This window comes from Nostoc sp. C052 (assembly GCF_013393905.1).
GTDB lineage: Bacteria > Cyanobacteriota > Cyanobacteriia > Cyanobacteriales > Nostocaceae > Nostoc.
Window position 1 is genome coordinate 692,217 of the sequence record NZ_CP040272.1, and the last position, 15,608, is coordinate 707,824.

General features: G+C 42.3%; 14 protein-coding genes and 1 other RNA gene. 1 reads left to right on the forward strand and 14 read right to left on the reverse strand.

Annotation, left to right across the window (positions count from 1 at the left end; translation table 11 throughout):
* Positions 1-98 precede the first annotated feature (98 nt).
* The 14 genes from FD723_RS42370 to FD723_RS02880 form a co-directional block, all read right to left on the reverse strand.
* The gene (locus FD723_RS42370) at positions 99-1,946 is read right to left on the reverse strand and encodes an ATP-binding cassette domain-containing protein (protein ID WP_179064003.1); all 1,848 of its coding nucleotides are present in this window, start codon (positions 1,944-1,946) and stop codon (positions 99-101) included.
* A gap of 58 nt (positions 1,947-2,004) precedes the next feature.
* A complete protein-coding gene (locus FD723_RS02820; protein WP_179064004.1) occupies positions 2,005-3,315 on the reverse strand; it encodes a type III polyketide synthase in 1,311 nt (436 codons plus the stop codon).
* 86 nt (positions 3,316-3,401) lie between these two features.
* Positions 3,402-5,132, reverse strand: coding sequence for a cytochrome b5 domain-containing protein (locus FD723_RS02825; protein ID WP_256875032.1), 1,731 nt, complete (start codon positions 5,130-5,132; stop codon positions 3,402-3,404).
* Between the two features lie 786 nt (positions 5,133-5,918).
* Positions 5,919-6,308, reverse strand: a transfer-messenger RNA (tmRNA) gene (gene ssrA, locus FD723_RS02830).
* A gap of 315 nt (positions 6,309-6,623) precedes the next feature.
* A complete protein-coding gene (locus tag FD723_RS02835; protein ID WP_179064005.1) occupies positions 6,624-7,571 on the reverse strand; it encodes a F0F1 ATP synthase subunit gamma in 948 nt (315 codons plus the stop codon).
* Positions 7,572-7,739: 168 nt separating this feature from the next.
* Entirely contained in the window at positions 7,740-9,260 is a 1,521-nt protein-coding gene (atpA, locus tag FD723_RS02840) for a F0F1 ATP synthase subunit alpha (RefSeq protein ID WP_179064006.1), read from the reverse strand.
* 161 nt (positions 9,261-9,421) lie between these two features.
* The gene (atpH, locus tag FD723_RS02845; RefSeq protein ID WP_179064007.1) at positions 9,422-9,976 is read right to left on the reverse strand and encodes an ATP synthase F1 subunit delta; all 555 of its coding nucleotides are present in this window, start codon (positions 9,974-9,976) and stop codon (positions 9,422-9,424) included.
* Positions 9,973-10,545 (reverse strand): F0F1 ATP synthase subunit B, encoded by a 573-nt coding sequence (locus FD723_RS02850; RefSeq protein WP_179064008.1) that lies wholly within the window; start codon positions 10,543-10,545, stop codon positions 9,973-9,975. Before FD723_RS02850 ends, atpH begins: the two co-directional genes overlap by 4 nt.
* A 186-nt stretch (positions 10,546-10,731) precedes the next feature.
* Complete coding sequence (locus FD723_RS02855; protein ID WP_179064009.1) at positions 10,732-11,163, reverse strand: F0F1 ATP synthase subunit B'; 432 nt, start codon at positions 11,161-11,163, stop codon at positions 10,732-10,734.
* A gap of 182 nt (positions 11,164-11,345) precedes the next feature.
* Positions 11,346-11,591 carry an ATP synthase F0 subunit C gene (atpE, locus tag FD723_RS02860; protein ID WP_013192016.1) on the reverse strand — a complete coding sequence of 82 codons (246 nt, stop codon included), beginning with the start codon at positions 11,589-11,591 and terminating at the stop codon, positions 11,346-11,348.
* A gap of 149 nt (positions 11,592-11,740) precedes the next feature.
* Positions 11,741-12,502 carry a F0F1 ATP synthase subunit A gene (gene atpB / locus FD723_RS02865; protein WP_012411161.1) on the reverse strand — a complete coding sequence of 254 codons (762 nt, stop codon included), beginning with the start codon at positions 12,500-12,502 and terminating at the stop codon, positions 11,741-11,743.
* A gap of 60 nt (positions 12,503-12,562) precedes the next feature.
* Complete coding sequence (locus FD723_RS02870; protein ID WP_179064010.1) at positions 12,563-13,045, reverse strand: ATP synthase subunit I; 483 nt, start codon at positions 13,043-13,045, stop codon at positions 12,563-12,565.
* A 146-nt stretch (positions 13,046-13,191) separates the two neighbouring features.
* Positions 13,192-13,452 carry a hypothetical protein gene (locus FD723_RS02875; protein ID WP_179064011.1) on the reverse strand — a complete coding sequence of 87 codons (261 nt, stop codon included), beginning with the start codon at positions 13,450-13,452 and terminating at the stop codon, positions 13,192-13,194.
* 94 nt (positions 13,453-13,546) lie between these two features.
* Positions 13,547-14,728 (reverse strand): class I SAM-dependent methyltransferase, encoded by a 1,182-nt coding sequence (locus FD723_RS02880; RefSeq protein ID WP_179064012.1) that lies wholly within the window; start codon positions 14,726-14,728, stop codon positions 13,547-13,549.
* Positions 14,729-14,946: 218 nt separating this feature from the next.
* On the opposite strand from FD723_RS02880, the gene FD723_RS02885 reads away from it, so the two are divergent.
* The gene (locus tag FD723_RS02885; RefSeq protein WP_179064013.1) at positions 14,947-15,606 is read left to right on the forward strand and encodes a VWA domain-containing protein; all 660 of its coding nucleotides are present in this window, start codon (positions 14,947-14,949) and stop codon (positions 15,604-15,606) included.
* The last annotated feature ends 2 nt before the right edge of the window (positions 15,607-15,608 follow it).

Consider the following 15,608-nt stretch of genomic DNA (forward strand, 5'->3'; position numbering starts at 1 on the left):
TAAAAGAGGTGAAGTCTGCGATATCAACACATCTTTTTAGAGCCATTTTGGTAATCTTCACCTGATGTAGCCATCATCAATCTAAAAGCTTATGATGATTAACCCGATAATTTTACTTCATCAATTTTGCTTTCACTTAGATGGCTGTTTGTCGGCACATAGTCAGGTTGAACCTTACCATAATCGAGCTTAATAATTTGGTCGGCGAGGTGAAAATAGCGATCGTCATGGGTAATCACTATCACAGCTTTACCACGTTCCTTGAGTTTGACAAGACTCTGCCTATAAAAGAGATCGCGAAAGTGTGGCTCTTGGTCAGATGCCCATTCATCGAATAAATAAATCGGGCGATCTTCTAGATAGGCTGTTAGTAATGCGAGGCGCTTTCTCTGCCCTTGAGATAGATTAGTTGTTGATAAAACACCATCTCTGACTTTAACTTTATGGTCTAACTGCAATTGCCTCAAATAACTTTCAACTTCTCGGTCGAGATTCGGATGATTGAACCCTAAACAGCTATCGAAAAGGTAGAAATCAGAGAAGATAGCAGAGAAATGCTGGCGATACCATTCCCGATTTTCATCTGTAATCAGTACTCCATCGAGATAAATTGAACCATTTTTAGGTGGATACAATCCCGTAATTAATTTAGCTAGTGTTGACTTGCCACTACCATTACCACCCACAATATATGTTATTTGTCCCGGCTGCAAAGTTATACTAATTGGGCCTAATAAAAACCCTTTTTCATCGTCAGCAGGAGGATGCATATCTCTAGGCTGATGTCCCGGCGGCCCTAAGAGAAACTCTTTTTCTTTGCCACGAGGCGGATGGATATCTCTAGGCTTACGTCCTTTTCCAGACTTATGTGCTGGGGGCAAAGATGGATTGTTTGGCCCTAATAGAAACCCTTTCTCATCATTACTAGGGTGATAGAGATAGCTCACGCGATCAAGTTCGAGTTTCAGTTCAATTTGACTAGGTTGTTTGACAATGTAGGAGTTAACTGTTGTGTCAACTTCTGCTTGGCTGGTTAATGACAGCTTCATCATGTTAATTTTCTGCAATGCAACATTACCTTGTAAAAGATCGGGTAATCTGCGTAATAGGTTCTGGAGTGGTAGGGATAGATAGGTAGTAGTGAGAACATAGGTTGACAACATTGCAACTGGGATATGCATAAACCAGGGCAATATGAAAAGCATCAAAGCTAAAGTAGAAAGCTGTGAAAATTGCCCTAATCCATTAGCGATCGCAAAACTCTGCATTGCGGTAGTATTCTTCTGACGCAGTTTTGTGGCACTACCTTGCAAGTTCTTAGAGGAAAAGTCTTCTCGTCTGGTTTTGTGCAGTTTTAGCTCTTTAGTACCTCTAGTGATAGCTTGAAAATGCTTGAATAAATTATCCTCCTCTTCACGTGCTATAGAGAACAAATGTTGTGCTTTGCCGAGTCTGGTTTGCACACACCAAATAGCAACAGCAGATGTAGCGATCGTCAAGACAAATATAGTGTTGGAAATCAAAGACAAGTAGAATAAACATCCCAGAACAGTAGCGAGATCGATACAGATACTCGGAATTGCAGATACAGCGTGCGAAAGAACTCGAACATCATCAGTTAGTGTTGCAAGTAAACGATTTTCTCCAAGTCTTTCTAGATGTTCTAAAGGTGAAGATAAGATATTGTGACCTAACCTAACTCGCAATTGGTAGATGGCATTTTGCGAGAGATTAATCAGCATAAATTGCGCGACAGTACTTGTGAAGAGAGTACAAATAGCTAATCCTGCAAAATATAATAGTGCATTGGGGATTGATACTTGACTGACAGCCCGATTTATGAGCGAAATTAGCATTGCATTACTACCACCGCTAATTAAGCCTGTGATAGTTGCAATTAAGATACTCCGCCATGATATTTCCCAAAGAAATCGAATAAATCTCATACTTGTGTCCTTTCAGATGGCTCAAAACTGTGGCGTTTATAATATCAGAATGATTCTTTTAAACTTTTTGAAATAGAATTCCTTCTATTCCAACTCCTGGTGAAAATGAAAAGGCAATTCCAGTTAATGCTTTTGTTTGTTTAGTTGAATCTTTCCAATGGTGATTCGGGTTGTCTAACCCCACATATTCTTTATCAGCAGAAGAATTATTTTCACTGCTAAATAACATACGTTCCAGGACAAATAGTACTGAGGGACTAAGCATATTGCCATACTGACGAAGTATCTCCCAACTATCAGCAACTTGACTATCAGTGAGTCCCAAAGAATCTTGTGAATTTTGAATAATACGTGTGCCACCAGGATGAATAGCCCAAAGATCGATATTCTCTTTAGTAAGCTCATGGCTTGCTAAAAAACGTTCGATAATTGGATTAACACCAGTCTTAATATAGTCAGGTAATTGACGCGAAAGCTGACAAGTAATTCCATTATCTCGTATGCCAAGAACGATGCCGTCTTCGGTATCTTCAACCAGGTAACTTAGGTGATCTCTAATGATGACTTTACCTTGACCGATTGCTTGCTCTGGCTGACAAGCTCCAACAACTACTGCGGCACATCCATCACCAAAAATGCTATGAATAATCACATCATTCATGTCATCTTCAAACACTGCATTGATTGAGCTTAATTCCAGGCATACTACAAGGGCTTTGTGTGTTGGATTAGCTCGTACATGATCGCTAGCAACACGAAGTCCATTCATTGCGGCTGCACAACCCATAAAATTCACTGTTACTCTAGCTGTGTCCCGTCTGAGTCCAAGGCTTTTAATCAATTCTGTATCTATTCCTGGTGCTACGAAGCCTGTACTCGATACAAAAACAATCAGGCGGATGTGATCTTCGATATTCGTATCTGAGTACAAATGATTGTTAGTCTTCATACTTTCAGAGGCGCTTAGGAGTGCTTTTTTTGCAACCCGTTCAGCTAGGGGAATAGCAAACTCTTGATACATCTGCATCCGAGATTGAATGGTCTTACTGTGCCCGTGAGCGATCGCTTCATCGGATAATAAGTTTACCGCTAGGTGTCTTGTATCAATTCGAGTATTTTTATAAAGCTTATCAATCCGGCCTCGATTTTGCTCCAAGCTAGGAATATTTGCAACTAATCCAGCCGCGTCAGATTGTCGAACGATGGTGTCGGGGGTACCAGTTGCAATGCTCTCAATGATTGGTAAAAACTGCTTTAACCTAATCGTACCAAGTTCAGAAGCATTATATTTGGCTTTAATTTCGGTTGGTTTAACAACAGGCAGATTATTTACTTCGTTGTGCATTACTAAGGTAGTTTGAGTATTCATAATTCTTTTTCCTAGTTGCAGTTATTTCTGGAAAATTTGAGGATTTTTGTAACACAGTTGTTATGAATAACAACTGTGTTTTCTGATTAGATGGAACCGATACCAAGAAATCCTTGGATAACGTATTTCGCCGATGTCATTAATTGTTGTGGGTGAAAGTGTTCTTTCAATAGTCCAAAGTTATTTTCTTTTGCCGATCTTGATGGCCCTAACAAGTAATGTGTTACCAAGATTGGCAGACGATCAAAGAAAAAGTTTTTTGGTTTTGACCAGACAACATTAAATTTCTCTGCTTCTTCTCGGACAATATCTTCGCTGATAATATTTGCAAAACCACTTTTTTGGTATGGAAGTACATGGTGTACGCGGTGTGGACTAAGACCTGCTGATAGAAAGCAGTCAATGTACTTGTTCCCAATCATAGTCAAATCATAGGAGTTTCTAATTTGAGATACTGCCCAATCTTCTGACGGATCGACTTCTTCTTCTTCAAAATCATGACTAGCAACAATCATGAAGGTACTTATCCATAGAGTCAAAATAAATTGTGCTAGCCAAGCTCCAAAATCACCATTCATCCAAAATAAAATCAACTCGCCAACAAGAATTATTCGCATAGAAAAGGTGCCGATATAATGAGGCAGACCTCGTTGCCAAGAGCCATACATATCTTTGACACCAAACTTGAATGCCAGTGTACATATCTCAATCAATCGCACGAACATCCCAGTGAGAACATGACCAAGTTTATGTACAGTATGAACCGGAATTCGATAGAAACGAGGAAGTTCCAACATGGCTGTAAAAACATTTCTCTTGATATCAACTTGACTTTGGGTAAATGGATGATGCATTAAAGTATGACCATCAGTTACTACGAAAGCCATTGGAACGTAGCTAATATCAAAAATATTTGCAAAGACTTTATTGAGGCGAACTTGGGCGCGATGGATTAGATAGTGACCTGCACCTGTGAGAGAGATTCTCAGAGCCGCCATTAGTGGAACAAAGAGATAAATTGGCATATACTGCATGAAATTTAATCGCAGCACTTGTACCAGGATATAGACAACGAGCAAAATGATTGTCACCACATCAAAAATAAAGTCCATTTGCTCAATCTTTTTTTTCATTTCTGGCTCGTTTATCCTGGTCTTAATTCGATTCAGCAATTGCTCTTGGTTTTGAAAGTTAAACTTTGGTGTATCTCTCCAGCCGTCAAAACCTTCACGAAACAAGAATGGTGGAGCATTATATTTGGGATGAACATCTTCCGGTCTAGCTTTTCGCCCCAAAGCATATTTTTTGAGGACTCTTTTGGACTTTTCGGGATTAGGATGAAAAATATTAACCAGTGTCGTGATATCTCTATTCTTCATACGTCCAATGAAGAATTCACCGCCTGGATGCCGCTTAATAAAGTCGGATAGATCGTATACTTCACCATCATAAATCCAGATATTAGGTAACTCAGGTGGAGGCTCTTTGCCAATTTCACCAGGAGGTCGTTGTGGCTTTTCCTGACTGTTGATATCAGGCATAATAGCTGGAGGTGCTTTAGCAATTTCATCAGCAGGTAGTTGTGGCTGTTCCTGAGTGTTGACATTAGGCATAATAGGTGGAGGCGTTTTTGTGTAGGCGTAGTCCACCGCAGGCATCGCATCAGCAGTTAGTTGTGACTTTTCCTGGTTATTTACACGACTAATATCTTCAGAGATGCTTGCATCGTGAGCAAAAACAAGCTCGGAAATATTTTGATCTTTCTCTCTATTCTTGAATAATTGTATGTGCTTAAAAGCCTGTACTATTGCATTCATAACACCTGATACTCCTGAATTTTTTTGAATGTGATTATGCTGCTGATGACGCATCTTTTATGAAGCATGAGTGCAGTTTTTTATCAGTTGATGCGTTAAATGTAAACTTATGCAGGCATCTAGCTAAGATGCAAGCAAACACAGAAATTAAGTTTGAAAGCTCTTATTTAACCTGAGAAGCTCAGTAGGGGTAATTTGACTTATTTGGAAATAAATCTATTTACCAACGAAAGCGATTTACAAGGCGAAGTCTGCGTGTTTATATCGCCGTTCATAGTAGAGACACACATCTGTGCTTCCAAAGTGCGTGTTGTATCTAAACGAAAACTTCACGCCATAAACTGCAATCCATACTTCTTCAAAACAGATTTTATTTGATGCTTTTAACATTAGAAATTAATCGGGGAGAAGTAGGGGAGGTGAATCTGTAATTGGTATTTTTGCAATATTACCCATTGAATTACAATGCACTTTTCTGTAATCCTGCATACATGATGATGCACGGAGCAAGCACATCTAAATTTGAGTATTAAATGTATTAAGTAATATGCTAATCAGCGAAAGACATCTGGTAAAATTAATTACACTTTATTCAGAACCATTCTAGAAAGACCTTGGCGCACCGAGTTCCCAGTCTAATTTCGCATCTTTACCAAGGATTTTGGGCTTAACTGAATGGTATTGCTTTAAGTTAGCTGTGCATTCTAGAAAATTCTGATGTGAGTTTCCTATAAAACAAAGTCCACTTAACACATCACAGTGTCAAGTGGACTTGTTAACTATTTTTAGTGGATCCGAGCAGAGTCGAACTGCTGTCCAAATTGGGTATTGACCCCCCGCTCATTCACAGGTTTAGCCTTTCTGACCCTCAAGGCGGGAATCGTTCATTATCCCGAACGTAGGATGCTCTGATTTAATCTTAGCCAACAAGCCAACCAGAGAACGCTTGCTAGAGCATCCGTTGGGGTTTGGTCTTCAGTCCTTAACGGAGTCAAACCGAAGACGCTCGAACCTATAAGAGGTGTTTAGGCAGCTACTAGAGCATCCTTACGAGCAAAGCTAACGATGTTATTCGCATTTACTTTTTGTTTGAGCCTTTGATTTCCGAGAGGAGACTCACTCTCGACCTGAATCACAGAGCAGCGTTCGCCAACCTGTCGAAACCGTGACGGACCCATGCGCTTCATATTTCAATTATAATACGCAATTGTTGAATTCGTAATTCGTAATTCGTAATTAACAAAGTCAGGATGTATGGCAATACCTTTAGGTTAAGGGGAAAAGGGGAAGGTGGGGCCCCCTCTGGGGATAAGGGGCGGGGGAAAAGGGAAAAGAAAAACCTTTAACCTTTACCCCAAACCCAATTTCAAGTTAAAAATGCTTAACCGAACAGTATTGGGATGTATAGCTCCAATTACTCAAAATAGCCAATCGCTAATTTTAAAACTATTAGCAATTGGCTATTTGTCACGAGCCACAACAAGTATTTTTCTAAGTTAGTGCTTCAGCACCACCTACAACCTCAAGGAGTTCTTGAGTAATTGCAGCTTGTCGAGCTTTGTTGTAAGACAGGGTGAGGGTGTTAATTAGTTCACCAGCATTTTCACTGGCATTACTCATGGCTGTCATCCGCGCTGCTAGTTCACTAGCTGCCGATTCTTGCAGCGCCCGCAATAGCTGGTTACTCAGGTACAGGGGTAATAAAGAATCGAGAATCTGCACTGGATCTTGCTCGAAAATCATGTCAGGAGCCAATGGACGGACTTCCTTAGTTACTTTCTCCCGTTCGACTTCAAATTTACCGCCACGGGTTGTTAAGCGGAAGACTTCATCATCGGCTGCTTCTAGACCTTGTGGATCGAGGGGCAGTAAGGTTTGGATCACAGGACGGGAGCTAACTAACGAAAGGAATCTGGTATAGATTAATTCGATGCGGTCAACTTCTTCTGAAAGGAACAAAGAAAGTAATTGGTCGGCAATTTGATTGGCTTCCGCTGCGGTAGGAATTTGCTCTAAGCCGCTGTAGGTGGCATCAATTGGCTGATTGCGGCGTTGAAAGTACTGTGTAGCTTTGCGCCCGACGATCACAAATTGATAGTTTAAACCTTCTGCCTGGATTTCTTTGGCGCGGTTTTCTGCACGACGGATGACGTTATTATTGTAGCCGCCGCATAGACCGCGATCGCCTGAAATAACCAACAACCCAACTGATTTAACTTGGCGTTTTTTCAGTAGTGGTAGGTTTGCTTCTTCAAAGCGCAGACGGCTTTGCAAACCATACAATACTTGTGCCAAGCGATCGGCAAAGGGACGAGTTGCTAGCACTTGTTCTTGCGCCCGGCGCACTCTAGCCGCAGCTACGAGGCGCATGGCTTCTGTGATTTTTTTGGTGTTTTTGACCGACTGGATGCGATCGCGTATTGCTTTTAAATTGGCCATAACTTTAAGTTCTGAGTCCTGAGTTCTGAGTCCTGAGTGACAGAAAGTGCTGAATGCCAAGCTTCATAGGAATTGGAAATGTGAGAACCTGTAAGCATCATGCTCATCTATCTTCACTCTTTACTCCTCTTCTCACTCAGCACTTAGCACTCAACACTCAGCACTCTATTACGCTGTAGCTTTGAAGGTCTTCTTGTATTCGGTAAGTGCTTCCTTCAAAGCAGCTTCTTCGGCATCACCTAATGCTTTCGATGCTTGTACTCCTTGGGCATACTGGGTCTTGCCAGTCTTTAAGTACTCACGTAGACCAGCGGTGAAGGTGGTTACTTGATTTACAGGTACATCATCTAAGTAACCATTGATGCCAGCATACAAAATTGCTACTTGTTCGTATACTGAGAGTGGCGAATTTTGTGGCTGCTTAAGAAGTTCGCGCAACCGTTGACCTCGTGCCAACTGGTCTTGAGTGGCTTTATCTAAGTCGGAAGCAAATTGTGCGAAGGCTTGCAGGTCGTCAAATTGGGCTAGTTCCAATTTAATCTTACCGGCAACTTTTTTCATTGCCTTGGTTTGAGCGGCAGAACCCACGCGGGATACTGAAATACCGGGGTTTACAGCGGGACGGATACCAGCGTTAAACAAGTCAGAAGATAGGAATATCTGACCATCGGTAATAGAAATTACGTTGGTGGGGATATATGCTGAAACGTCACCAGCTTGGGTTTCGATAATTGGTAGGGCGGTCATACTGCCTTTACCTAATTCGTCACTCAGCTTGGCGGCTCTTTCTAACAAGCGGGAGTGAATGTAGAATACATCTCCAGGGTAAGCTTCGCGTCCTGGTGGACGACGTAGCAGTAGGGACATTTGGCGATAAGCTTGAGCTTGCTTGGAAAGGTCATCATAAATTACCAGGGTGGCTTTGCCTTTGTACATAAAGTACTCAGCAATAGTTGCGCCTGTGTAGGGAGCTAGGTATTGTAGGGTTGCGGGTTCACTGGCGCTAGCGGCGACAACGATGGTGTAATCGAGTGCGCCTTTTTCTTGCAATGTTTGCACCACGTTAGCAACTGTGGAAGCCTTTTGACCGATCGCAACGTAGACACAAATTACATCTTCTTCTTTTTGGTTGATGATGGTGTCGATCGCGATCGCAGTTTTACCGGTTTGGCGATCGCCAATAATCAATTCCCGTTGACCACGACCGATAGGAATCATTGAGTCAATAGCTGTGATACCCGTTTGCATGGGTTCGTGTACAGACCGACGGGCAATAATACCGGGTGCTGGAGATTCAATCAAACGGCTTTCTGAGGATTTGATGTCTCCCTTGCCATCGATGGGGCGACCCAAAGCGTCTACAACTCTTCCAATTAAGGCTTCTCCTACTGGAATCTGGGCAATTCTACCAGTAGCAGTTACAGAACTACCTTCTTGAATTTCTAACCCTTCACCCATCAACACCGCGCCCACGTTGTCTTCTTCTAAGTTCTGGGCGATGCCAATTGTGCCATCTTCAAATTCCAAAAGTTCCCCAGACATAGCCTTTTCCAGACCATAAATCCGGGCAATACCGTCACCAACTTGGAGAACAGTACCAACGTTAGCAACTTTGACCTCTTGATCGTATTGCTCGATTTGTTGTTGGATAATGCTACTAATTTCGTCAGGTCTAATTGATATGCTCATGTGTCTATCTTTTTTGCTTTCGAGACGGAAAAATTCAAGAGTTAGGAGTTAACAGTTAGGAGTGATGAGTTAAAAATGCAAAAATTACAAGTTAAAAGTCAAAATAAATTACTATTTACTTAACTCCTAACTTCTAACTCCTAACTCCTAACTCCTAACTCCTAACTATTAGTTAAGCGCAATGAAAGGCGGCGCAATTGACCCCGGATACTGGCGTCAATTACCTGTGAACCTACTTTAATGATCACACCACCAATTAACTCGCTGTCTACCCTGGTTTCTAGTTCTACCTGGCGAGCATTGGAGATGGCGATGACCTTTTGGATGATTGCCTGCTGTTGAGCTTCTGTGAGGGGAACGGCTGAAATTACTTCCGCTAATACGGTTTGATTCAGCTGCCGCAACAGCGCCAGATATTGTTGAAAAATATCTTCCAAGAATGCAATGCGCCGCTTATCTACCAGTATCAGCAAAAAATTGCGTAAGTAGGGGTTAGCGCCTTCACCGAGTATTTGTTTGATGAGAGCTTTTTTGTTCTCAGATTGAATAAACGGGTTGCTGAAGAAGTTGTGTAGCTGTTTGTCTGCCCTGAGCAGTCCCAGGAAAGTCCGCGCATCTTCACCGAACTCTTCGGTCAAGTTTTTCGATTGCGCTATTGACAAAAGTGCCTGTGCGTAAGGTTGGGCTACCTCGGCTGCCGCTACCTGACTTGTCATACATTGCCTCCCAGTTGTGCGATGCTACGGTCAATTAAACTTTGTTGAGCATCGTCGGCAATCCCGGTTTTGAGTTGCGATTCGACTTTTTGCAATGCTAGTGTAGCAACCCGTTGCCGCAGTTGAGCGATCGCTCGGTCAGTTTCAGTGTTTAAATCTGCTGCTGCCGTTTGTTTCAAGCGTTCTACGTCTTGCACTGCCTTCGCTAACAAGGCTTCTTTCGCTTTTTGAGCGTTTTCTACAGCAGATTGGCGGATGCGTTCTGCCTCTGCCTGAGATTGCTTCAATTGCTCTTGCGCTTGGGAAAGGGCAGTCTTTGCCTCTTTTAAGCGCCCTTCTGCTTCCTGAATTGCGGTGGCAATATTGGATTGTCGCTCGTTCAGGATATTGCTTAAAACCTTACGTCCGAAGTAGAATAATATGCCAATCAGAATCGCTAGATTTATCAGGTTGGTTTCAAAAATGTCTAGGTTTAGACCGAAACCACCTTCTGCTGCGCCTTCTGCCAATTCAGAGTGAACAGCGTTCGCTTCTGCGGCAAGTAATAAGAATGTGCCCATGATACCCATTTACAAGTGCGCTGCTCGCTTGCTAATACGTTGTATTTTCCCAAGGGGGAAATAAAGTATCTTTTCCCGTAGTAAATAAAGTATCTTTATCTCGTTGGGAAAAAGTGCCTTTTTTGACACTTAAATTTTGCGCTCTGGACTAGGGCCCAGTTGCGCGTATGCTTTCACAGAGCCAGTCTAGTTAGTTTATCTAACTGGAGTTGGCCCCAATAGTTTTTCTAGAATCTGCCGGCTTAGAGCATCGACTTGTTGTTCTAAGGTGCGAAAAGCTTCTTGCTTTTGTTGTTCTATTTCAACAGCAGCTTGTTCTCGTTGAGTCTGAGCTTCCTTTTGGGCCTCAGCGATTTTCTCGGCAGTAATTTTCTTAGCTTCGAGTTGAGCTGCTTCTACAGTCGCTTGCGATTTTCTGCGAGCGTCTGCAAGTTGCTGCTCATATTCGGTAGCCAAGCGTTCGGCTTTAGCCAAGCTCTCTTTCGCCTCCAGGGTATTCGTTCGGATATAATTATCGCGATCGTCTAGCACCTTGGTCAGTGGCTTATAGAAAATTGCATTCAACAAAGCTGCTAATAGCAGGAATTGCAATGCCATGAAGGGCAAGGTAGCATCGAAATCAAACATTTGTCTCCTCTTTGGCTGGAGTAGCAGTTTTCGTGGCTAGCAACATCATCCAACCTTTCATATTTTAGAGACCCATAGCCAATAAGGGTCAACTGAACATTAGAACTATTAAGATATCCAAAAAGTTCCGATTGTAGAGGCGTGATGGTTCACGTCTCCACACTCACAAAAACTTTCAGGTATTAGGCGAAGGGGTTAGCAAACAGCAATACCAGGGCAATTACCAGACCATAGATAGTCAAGGATTCCATGAATGCCAAGGTTAATAGCAGAGTACCGCGAATTTTTCCTTCTGCTTCAGGTTGACGAGCAATACCTTCTACTGCTTGTCCAGCAGCGTTTCCTTGACCAATACCAGGGCCAATTGCAGCTAAACCAATCGCTAAAGCAGCAGCGAGAACTGAAGCAGCCTGAACTAATGGATCCATGTTGATTTTCCTTGCTTTGATTACAAAACTAACAGACATTACGTTAACGATTAGAAACGTGGTTTTCACGCTGCACATGAGTTCTTTGATCGCGCTTTGCGATGTTTTGAGCGAACATGCTCTTGGAACTGTGCTATCAACTGAGAAGTTTAATGCTCCTCATGTTCTTCTCCACCATGTCCCTCCATTGCCTCATGAATGTATGCTCCGGCTAGGGTGGCAAAAACCAGGGCTTGAATGGCACTGGTAAATAAACCCAAGGCCATTACAGGCAGAGGTACAAATAGAGGAACTAGCAGCACCAGCACCGCTACTACCAATTCATCCGCCAAAATATTACCAAATAGCCGGAAGCTTAGGGAGAGGGGCTTGGTGAAATCTTCTAGAATTGCGATCGGCAACAAAACGGGTGTTGGCTCTATATATTTCTTAAAGTAGCCTAAACCCCGTTTGCTAAAACCTGCGTAAAAATACGCCAAAGATGTTAGCAGTGCCAATGCAACAGTCGTATTGATGTCATTGGTGGGAGCTGCCAATTCACCTGAAGGTAGCTTGATGAGCTTCCAGGGAATTAGCGCACCTGACCAGTTCGATACGAAAATAAACAAGAACAATGTGCCAATAAATGGCACCCAAGGGCGGTACTCTTTCTCACCAAGTTGGTTTTTGGCCAAATCACGAATAAATTCTAGGGCATATTCCATCAAATTCTGGATGCCTTTGGGAATTCTTTGTGCGTTGCGAGTAGCAGCTATTGAAGCCACTACTAGAATGCTAATCACAAACCATGAGGTGAGAAAAACTTGCCCATGAATTTTAAGATTGCCCAATTGCCAGTAGAAATGATGACCTACTTCTAGTTCGGCGAGGGGAAAAGAATTAAAGGCGTTTAAGACACTAAGCATTTGCATTCTTCAAGCATTTTCCCCAACGAGCGAGGATGGGATTACTATCTTTGTGAGCCTGACTTTTTAAGAATCAGGAATGAACGCAATTTGCACCATATAGACGAGAAGCGTGGCTTTGTAAGTTAGAAATCCCAAAAATATGGGCAAAATCTGTAGCTCACGCCATTGAGTTGCCACGATCATGACTCCCATAAATAGAGCAAAACGAGTTTTGCTCAAACTGGTTTTCTCACTACCGAGCTGCTCAACGTCTCTAGCCAACATTTTTAAGTAAACCACACCTGTACACGCCCCAATTAAATAATTTAGGGCAATGTTTAAGGAATAAAAAATCCACACAGAGATAAAAATAACCCCCGTCAAGACAAGCGTGATTACCAACAATCGCTGAAAGAGTTGATAAAACTCTTGCATAGAGTTACCTGATTCTGTGTCTCCAGAACCAGTTTTAGCATCTTGTTGCGTTGTCGGAGTGGGCGCAATTGATTCGTCAGACAAGCTCACGAGACTTGAAACCAGTACAGCTAAATTACGATGACTGCACATTCAGTCAGCTGAATCATATCACGATCCGGTAACAATACTTTAGGAAAAAACAATTAACTTCTTGGCAACGTTAGAAAGTCAGCAAAATCACGCTCTAAGAAGCGAGAGAGCGGCTGATGATTTCAGGGAGTGAGGGGGGTAAATAATCAATGAATCGCTGCCTGTAAATTCAAAATTTCTTCCAATTCCAGCTTTTTGAGTAAATAATTGTCCTCCAAAGTCGTTACATAGCATCTTGGTGTTTGAATTAAGTCGGTGTCAATAAAATTAACTGGTGCTTGAAGGGTGTATGGGCTTACCGCAAATCGGAAATTGTAGAGTAGCGGCTGGTTAGTCAACGTTGCACCACTAGTCAATTCCAGAAAACTCCAACTTTTGAGATGCACGATAGCCCATTTTTTGGGCACTTTCTTAATTTACATTAATTTGCCAAAAGTGGTGATGGACGATCGCACTTCACCACGAGTATAAATCGCTTTTTTTTAACCCCGCGTAGTGTAATTAAGCTGGTGTCAATAAAATAAGCTGCTGCTGGAGAAGTTTTCTTACCTCATCTAATCCCAGTTGCACACCTGCCAAAATCTCTGCCACTGTGGAATTAGAATCACATTTTTGCATAAATTCAAACTCTGCTACAGATAAATTAACAATCTGGTAATCGTAGTTAAAGAAACATTGACTGGGAAACCCTTCAATACAAGGATTAAGTTCGGGAATCGCAGCCAGTAGAGCGTTATCCTCTGACCAGTCAGCTTTGATGAGGGGAGGACGACCAAGGAAAAATTCGTAATGAGTTACTTCTGGATCTAGTAATTCTATCAGGCGGTAAAGCTGGCGATCGCTCAATTCTTTTGCCCGTTCTACTAACTCTGGTGCTTTAGCCAAAAGTCTATCTAAATCCCAGAAACTCGGATTCGAGAAACCAATAAACTCCAATCCCGAAGCATCAATTAATTCAAACAGCGTCTCAATGTTGTAGTCAATTTCCTGGGGATGAACGTACATATCAGCAAAGTATTCATCCTTGTTGTTTTCTAATGACCAACGTTGTTTATCGTATTTGACAATTCGGTTATTTTCTGGTAAAGAAGCAAATATTTTTCGCCCAACTTGCACACCATCGCGGTAGTCGCCTTTTTTGTCACCTTGAATAAGTGCGATCGCTTTTTGCATGAGTTGAATTTCCCAGCGTCCCAATTCTCCATACACAAAAATGTGCATTAAGCCGCCTGGGGCTAACTTTTTCGCCAAAGCTTGAATACCGCGAATGGGATCGGGAGTATGATGCAAAACGCCAACACAGTTAATTAAATCAAACTCACCCGGTAACTGTTCCACATCAAACAAACTTAGGTGATGAAATTCAACGCGGTTAGCCCCGGAACGCTGACAACGTTCTTTGGCTACAGCTAAAGCGCCAGTACTGAGGTCAATTCCCACAACCGAAGCTTGAGGATTGAGGTGAACCAAGTATTCTGTACCCACACCAGTACCGCAACCTGCATCTAAAATCCGAATATCTTGCCTTTGGGGTTTTTGACCTGTGCAGAAGTTATGAGCAGCTAGCCAATTCCATCGCCAGTTGTAGCCTGGAGGTGGTTCATCCAACAGGGCTTCCGGTGGAAAGGGGTAGGTGTTGTAGAGTTTGGCAACAGCAGCAATAACAGTTTGGGAATCGGACATGATGAGGAATAACGCAGCATTTCTGAGTTTAGCGAATGCTGGACACTTCAGGTAGACAAATAATTGCGTAGGCGCAGCCCGTCGTAGACATCGCCATCAGCCCATATATTTTAGGTAGGGAAGTTGTTTCAGTAAAAGCACTAGTGTTTAAGTATCTATTAGCTAATAAGATTTAATTATATATTTTGTATAATAATTTACTCAATCAGGAGCATTAAATGGCTGTAGGAATGCCTGAATTCGTTGAAAATCCAGAAAATCGTTGCCCTGTAATTCTGTTACTCGATACTTCTGGCTCTATGTCAGGTAAGCCTATCCAAGAGTTAAATCAAGGACTTGCTGCTTTCAAAGAAGATGTACAAAAAGATTCCCAAGCATCGCTGAGTGTGGAAGTAGCCATGATCACATTTGGCCCCATAGTTAAACTCACGCAAGACTTTGTAACAATTGACCAATTTACACCGCCTACATTGGAAGTAGGTGGTGTTACGCCAATGGGTGCAGCGATTGAGTATGCTTTGGATTTTCTAGAAAACCGGAAACAGACTTATCAGAACAACGGTATTCTCTATTATCGCCCTTGGGTGTTTTTGATTACAGACGGAGCGCCAACTGACTCCTGGAATTCAGCAGCGCAAAGATTGAGACAAGCAGAAGCACAAAGCCGATTGTCATTTTTTGCGGTTGGTGTAAAAGATGCTGATATGAATATCCTCAAACAAATTTCTCCTCCTGAACGTCCACCAGTTACACTAAATGGCTTAGATTTTCGTGAACTGTTTGTCTGGCTTTCTGCTTCGGTGAAACGGGTTTCTAGTGGCAAAGTAGGACAAGCTGTAGCTTTACCGGCTATGGGATGGGGTCAAATTACTAGTTAGAG

Bases quoted from the DNA above. Each gene is read 5' to 3' on its own strand.
- atpE (WP_013192016.1), bottom strand. From the start codon at position 11,591: ATGGATCCATTAGTTCAGGCTGCTTCAGTTCTCGCTGCTGCTTTAGCG.
- FD723_RS02850 (WP_179064008.1), bottom strand. From the start codon at position 10,545: ATGGGTATCATGGGCACATTCTTATTACTTGCCGCAGAAGCGAACGCT.
- atpH (WP_179064007.1), bottom strand. From the start codon at position 9,976: ATGACAAGTCAGGTAGCGGCAGCCGAGGTAGCCCAACCTTACGCACAG.
- FD723_RS02835 (WP_179064005.1), bottom strand. From the start codon at position 7,571: ATGGCCAATTTAAAAGCAATACGCGATCGCATCCAGTCGGTCAAAAAC.
- FD723_RS02880 (WP_179064012.1), bottom strand. From the start codon at position 14,728: ATGTCCGATTCCCAAACTGTTATTGCTGCTGTTGCCAAACTCTACAAC.
- FD723_RS02885 (WP_179064013.1), top strand. From the start codon at position 14,947: ATGGCTGTAGGAATGCCTGAATTCGTTGAAAATCCAGAAAATCGTTGC.
- FD723_RS02855 (WP_179064009.1), bottom strand. From the start codon at position 11,163: ATGTTTGATTTCGATGCTACCTTGCCCTTCATGGCATTGCAATTCCTG.
- atpA (WP_179064006.1), bottom strand. From the start codon at position 9,260: ATGAGCATATCAATTAGACCTGACGAAATTAGTAGCATTATCCAACAA.
- FD723_RS02820 (WP_179064004.1), bottom strand. From the start codon at position 3,315: ATGAATACTCAAACTACCTTAGTAATGCACAACGAAGTAAATAATCTG.
- atpB (WP_012411161.1), bottom strand. From the start codon at position 12,502: ATGCAAATGCTTAGTGTCTTAAACGCCTTTAATTCTTTTCCCCTCGCC.
- FD723_RS42370 (WP_179064003.1), bottom strand. From the start codon at position 1,946: ATGAGATTTATTCGATTTCTTTGGGAAATATCATGGCGGAGTATCTTA.
- FD723_RS02825 (WP_256875032.1), bottom strand. From the start codon at position 5,132: ATGAATGCAATAGTACAGGCTTTTAAGCACATACAATTATTCAAGAAT.
- FD723_RS02870 (WP_179064010.1), bottom strand. From the start codon at position 13,045: ATGTGCAGTCATCGTAATTTAGCTGTACTGGTTTCAAGTCTCGTGAGC.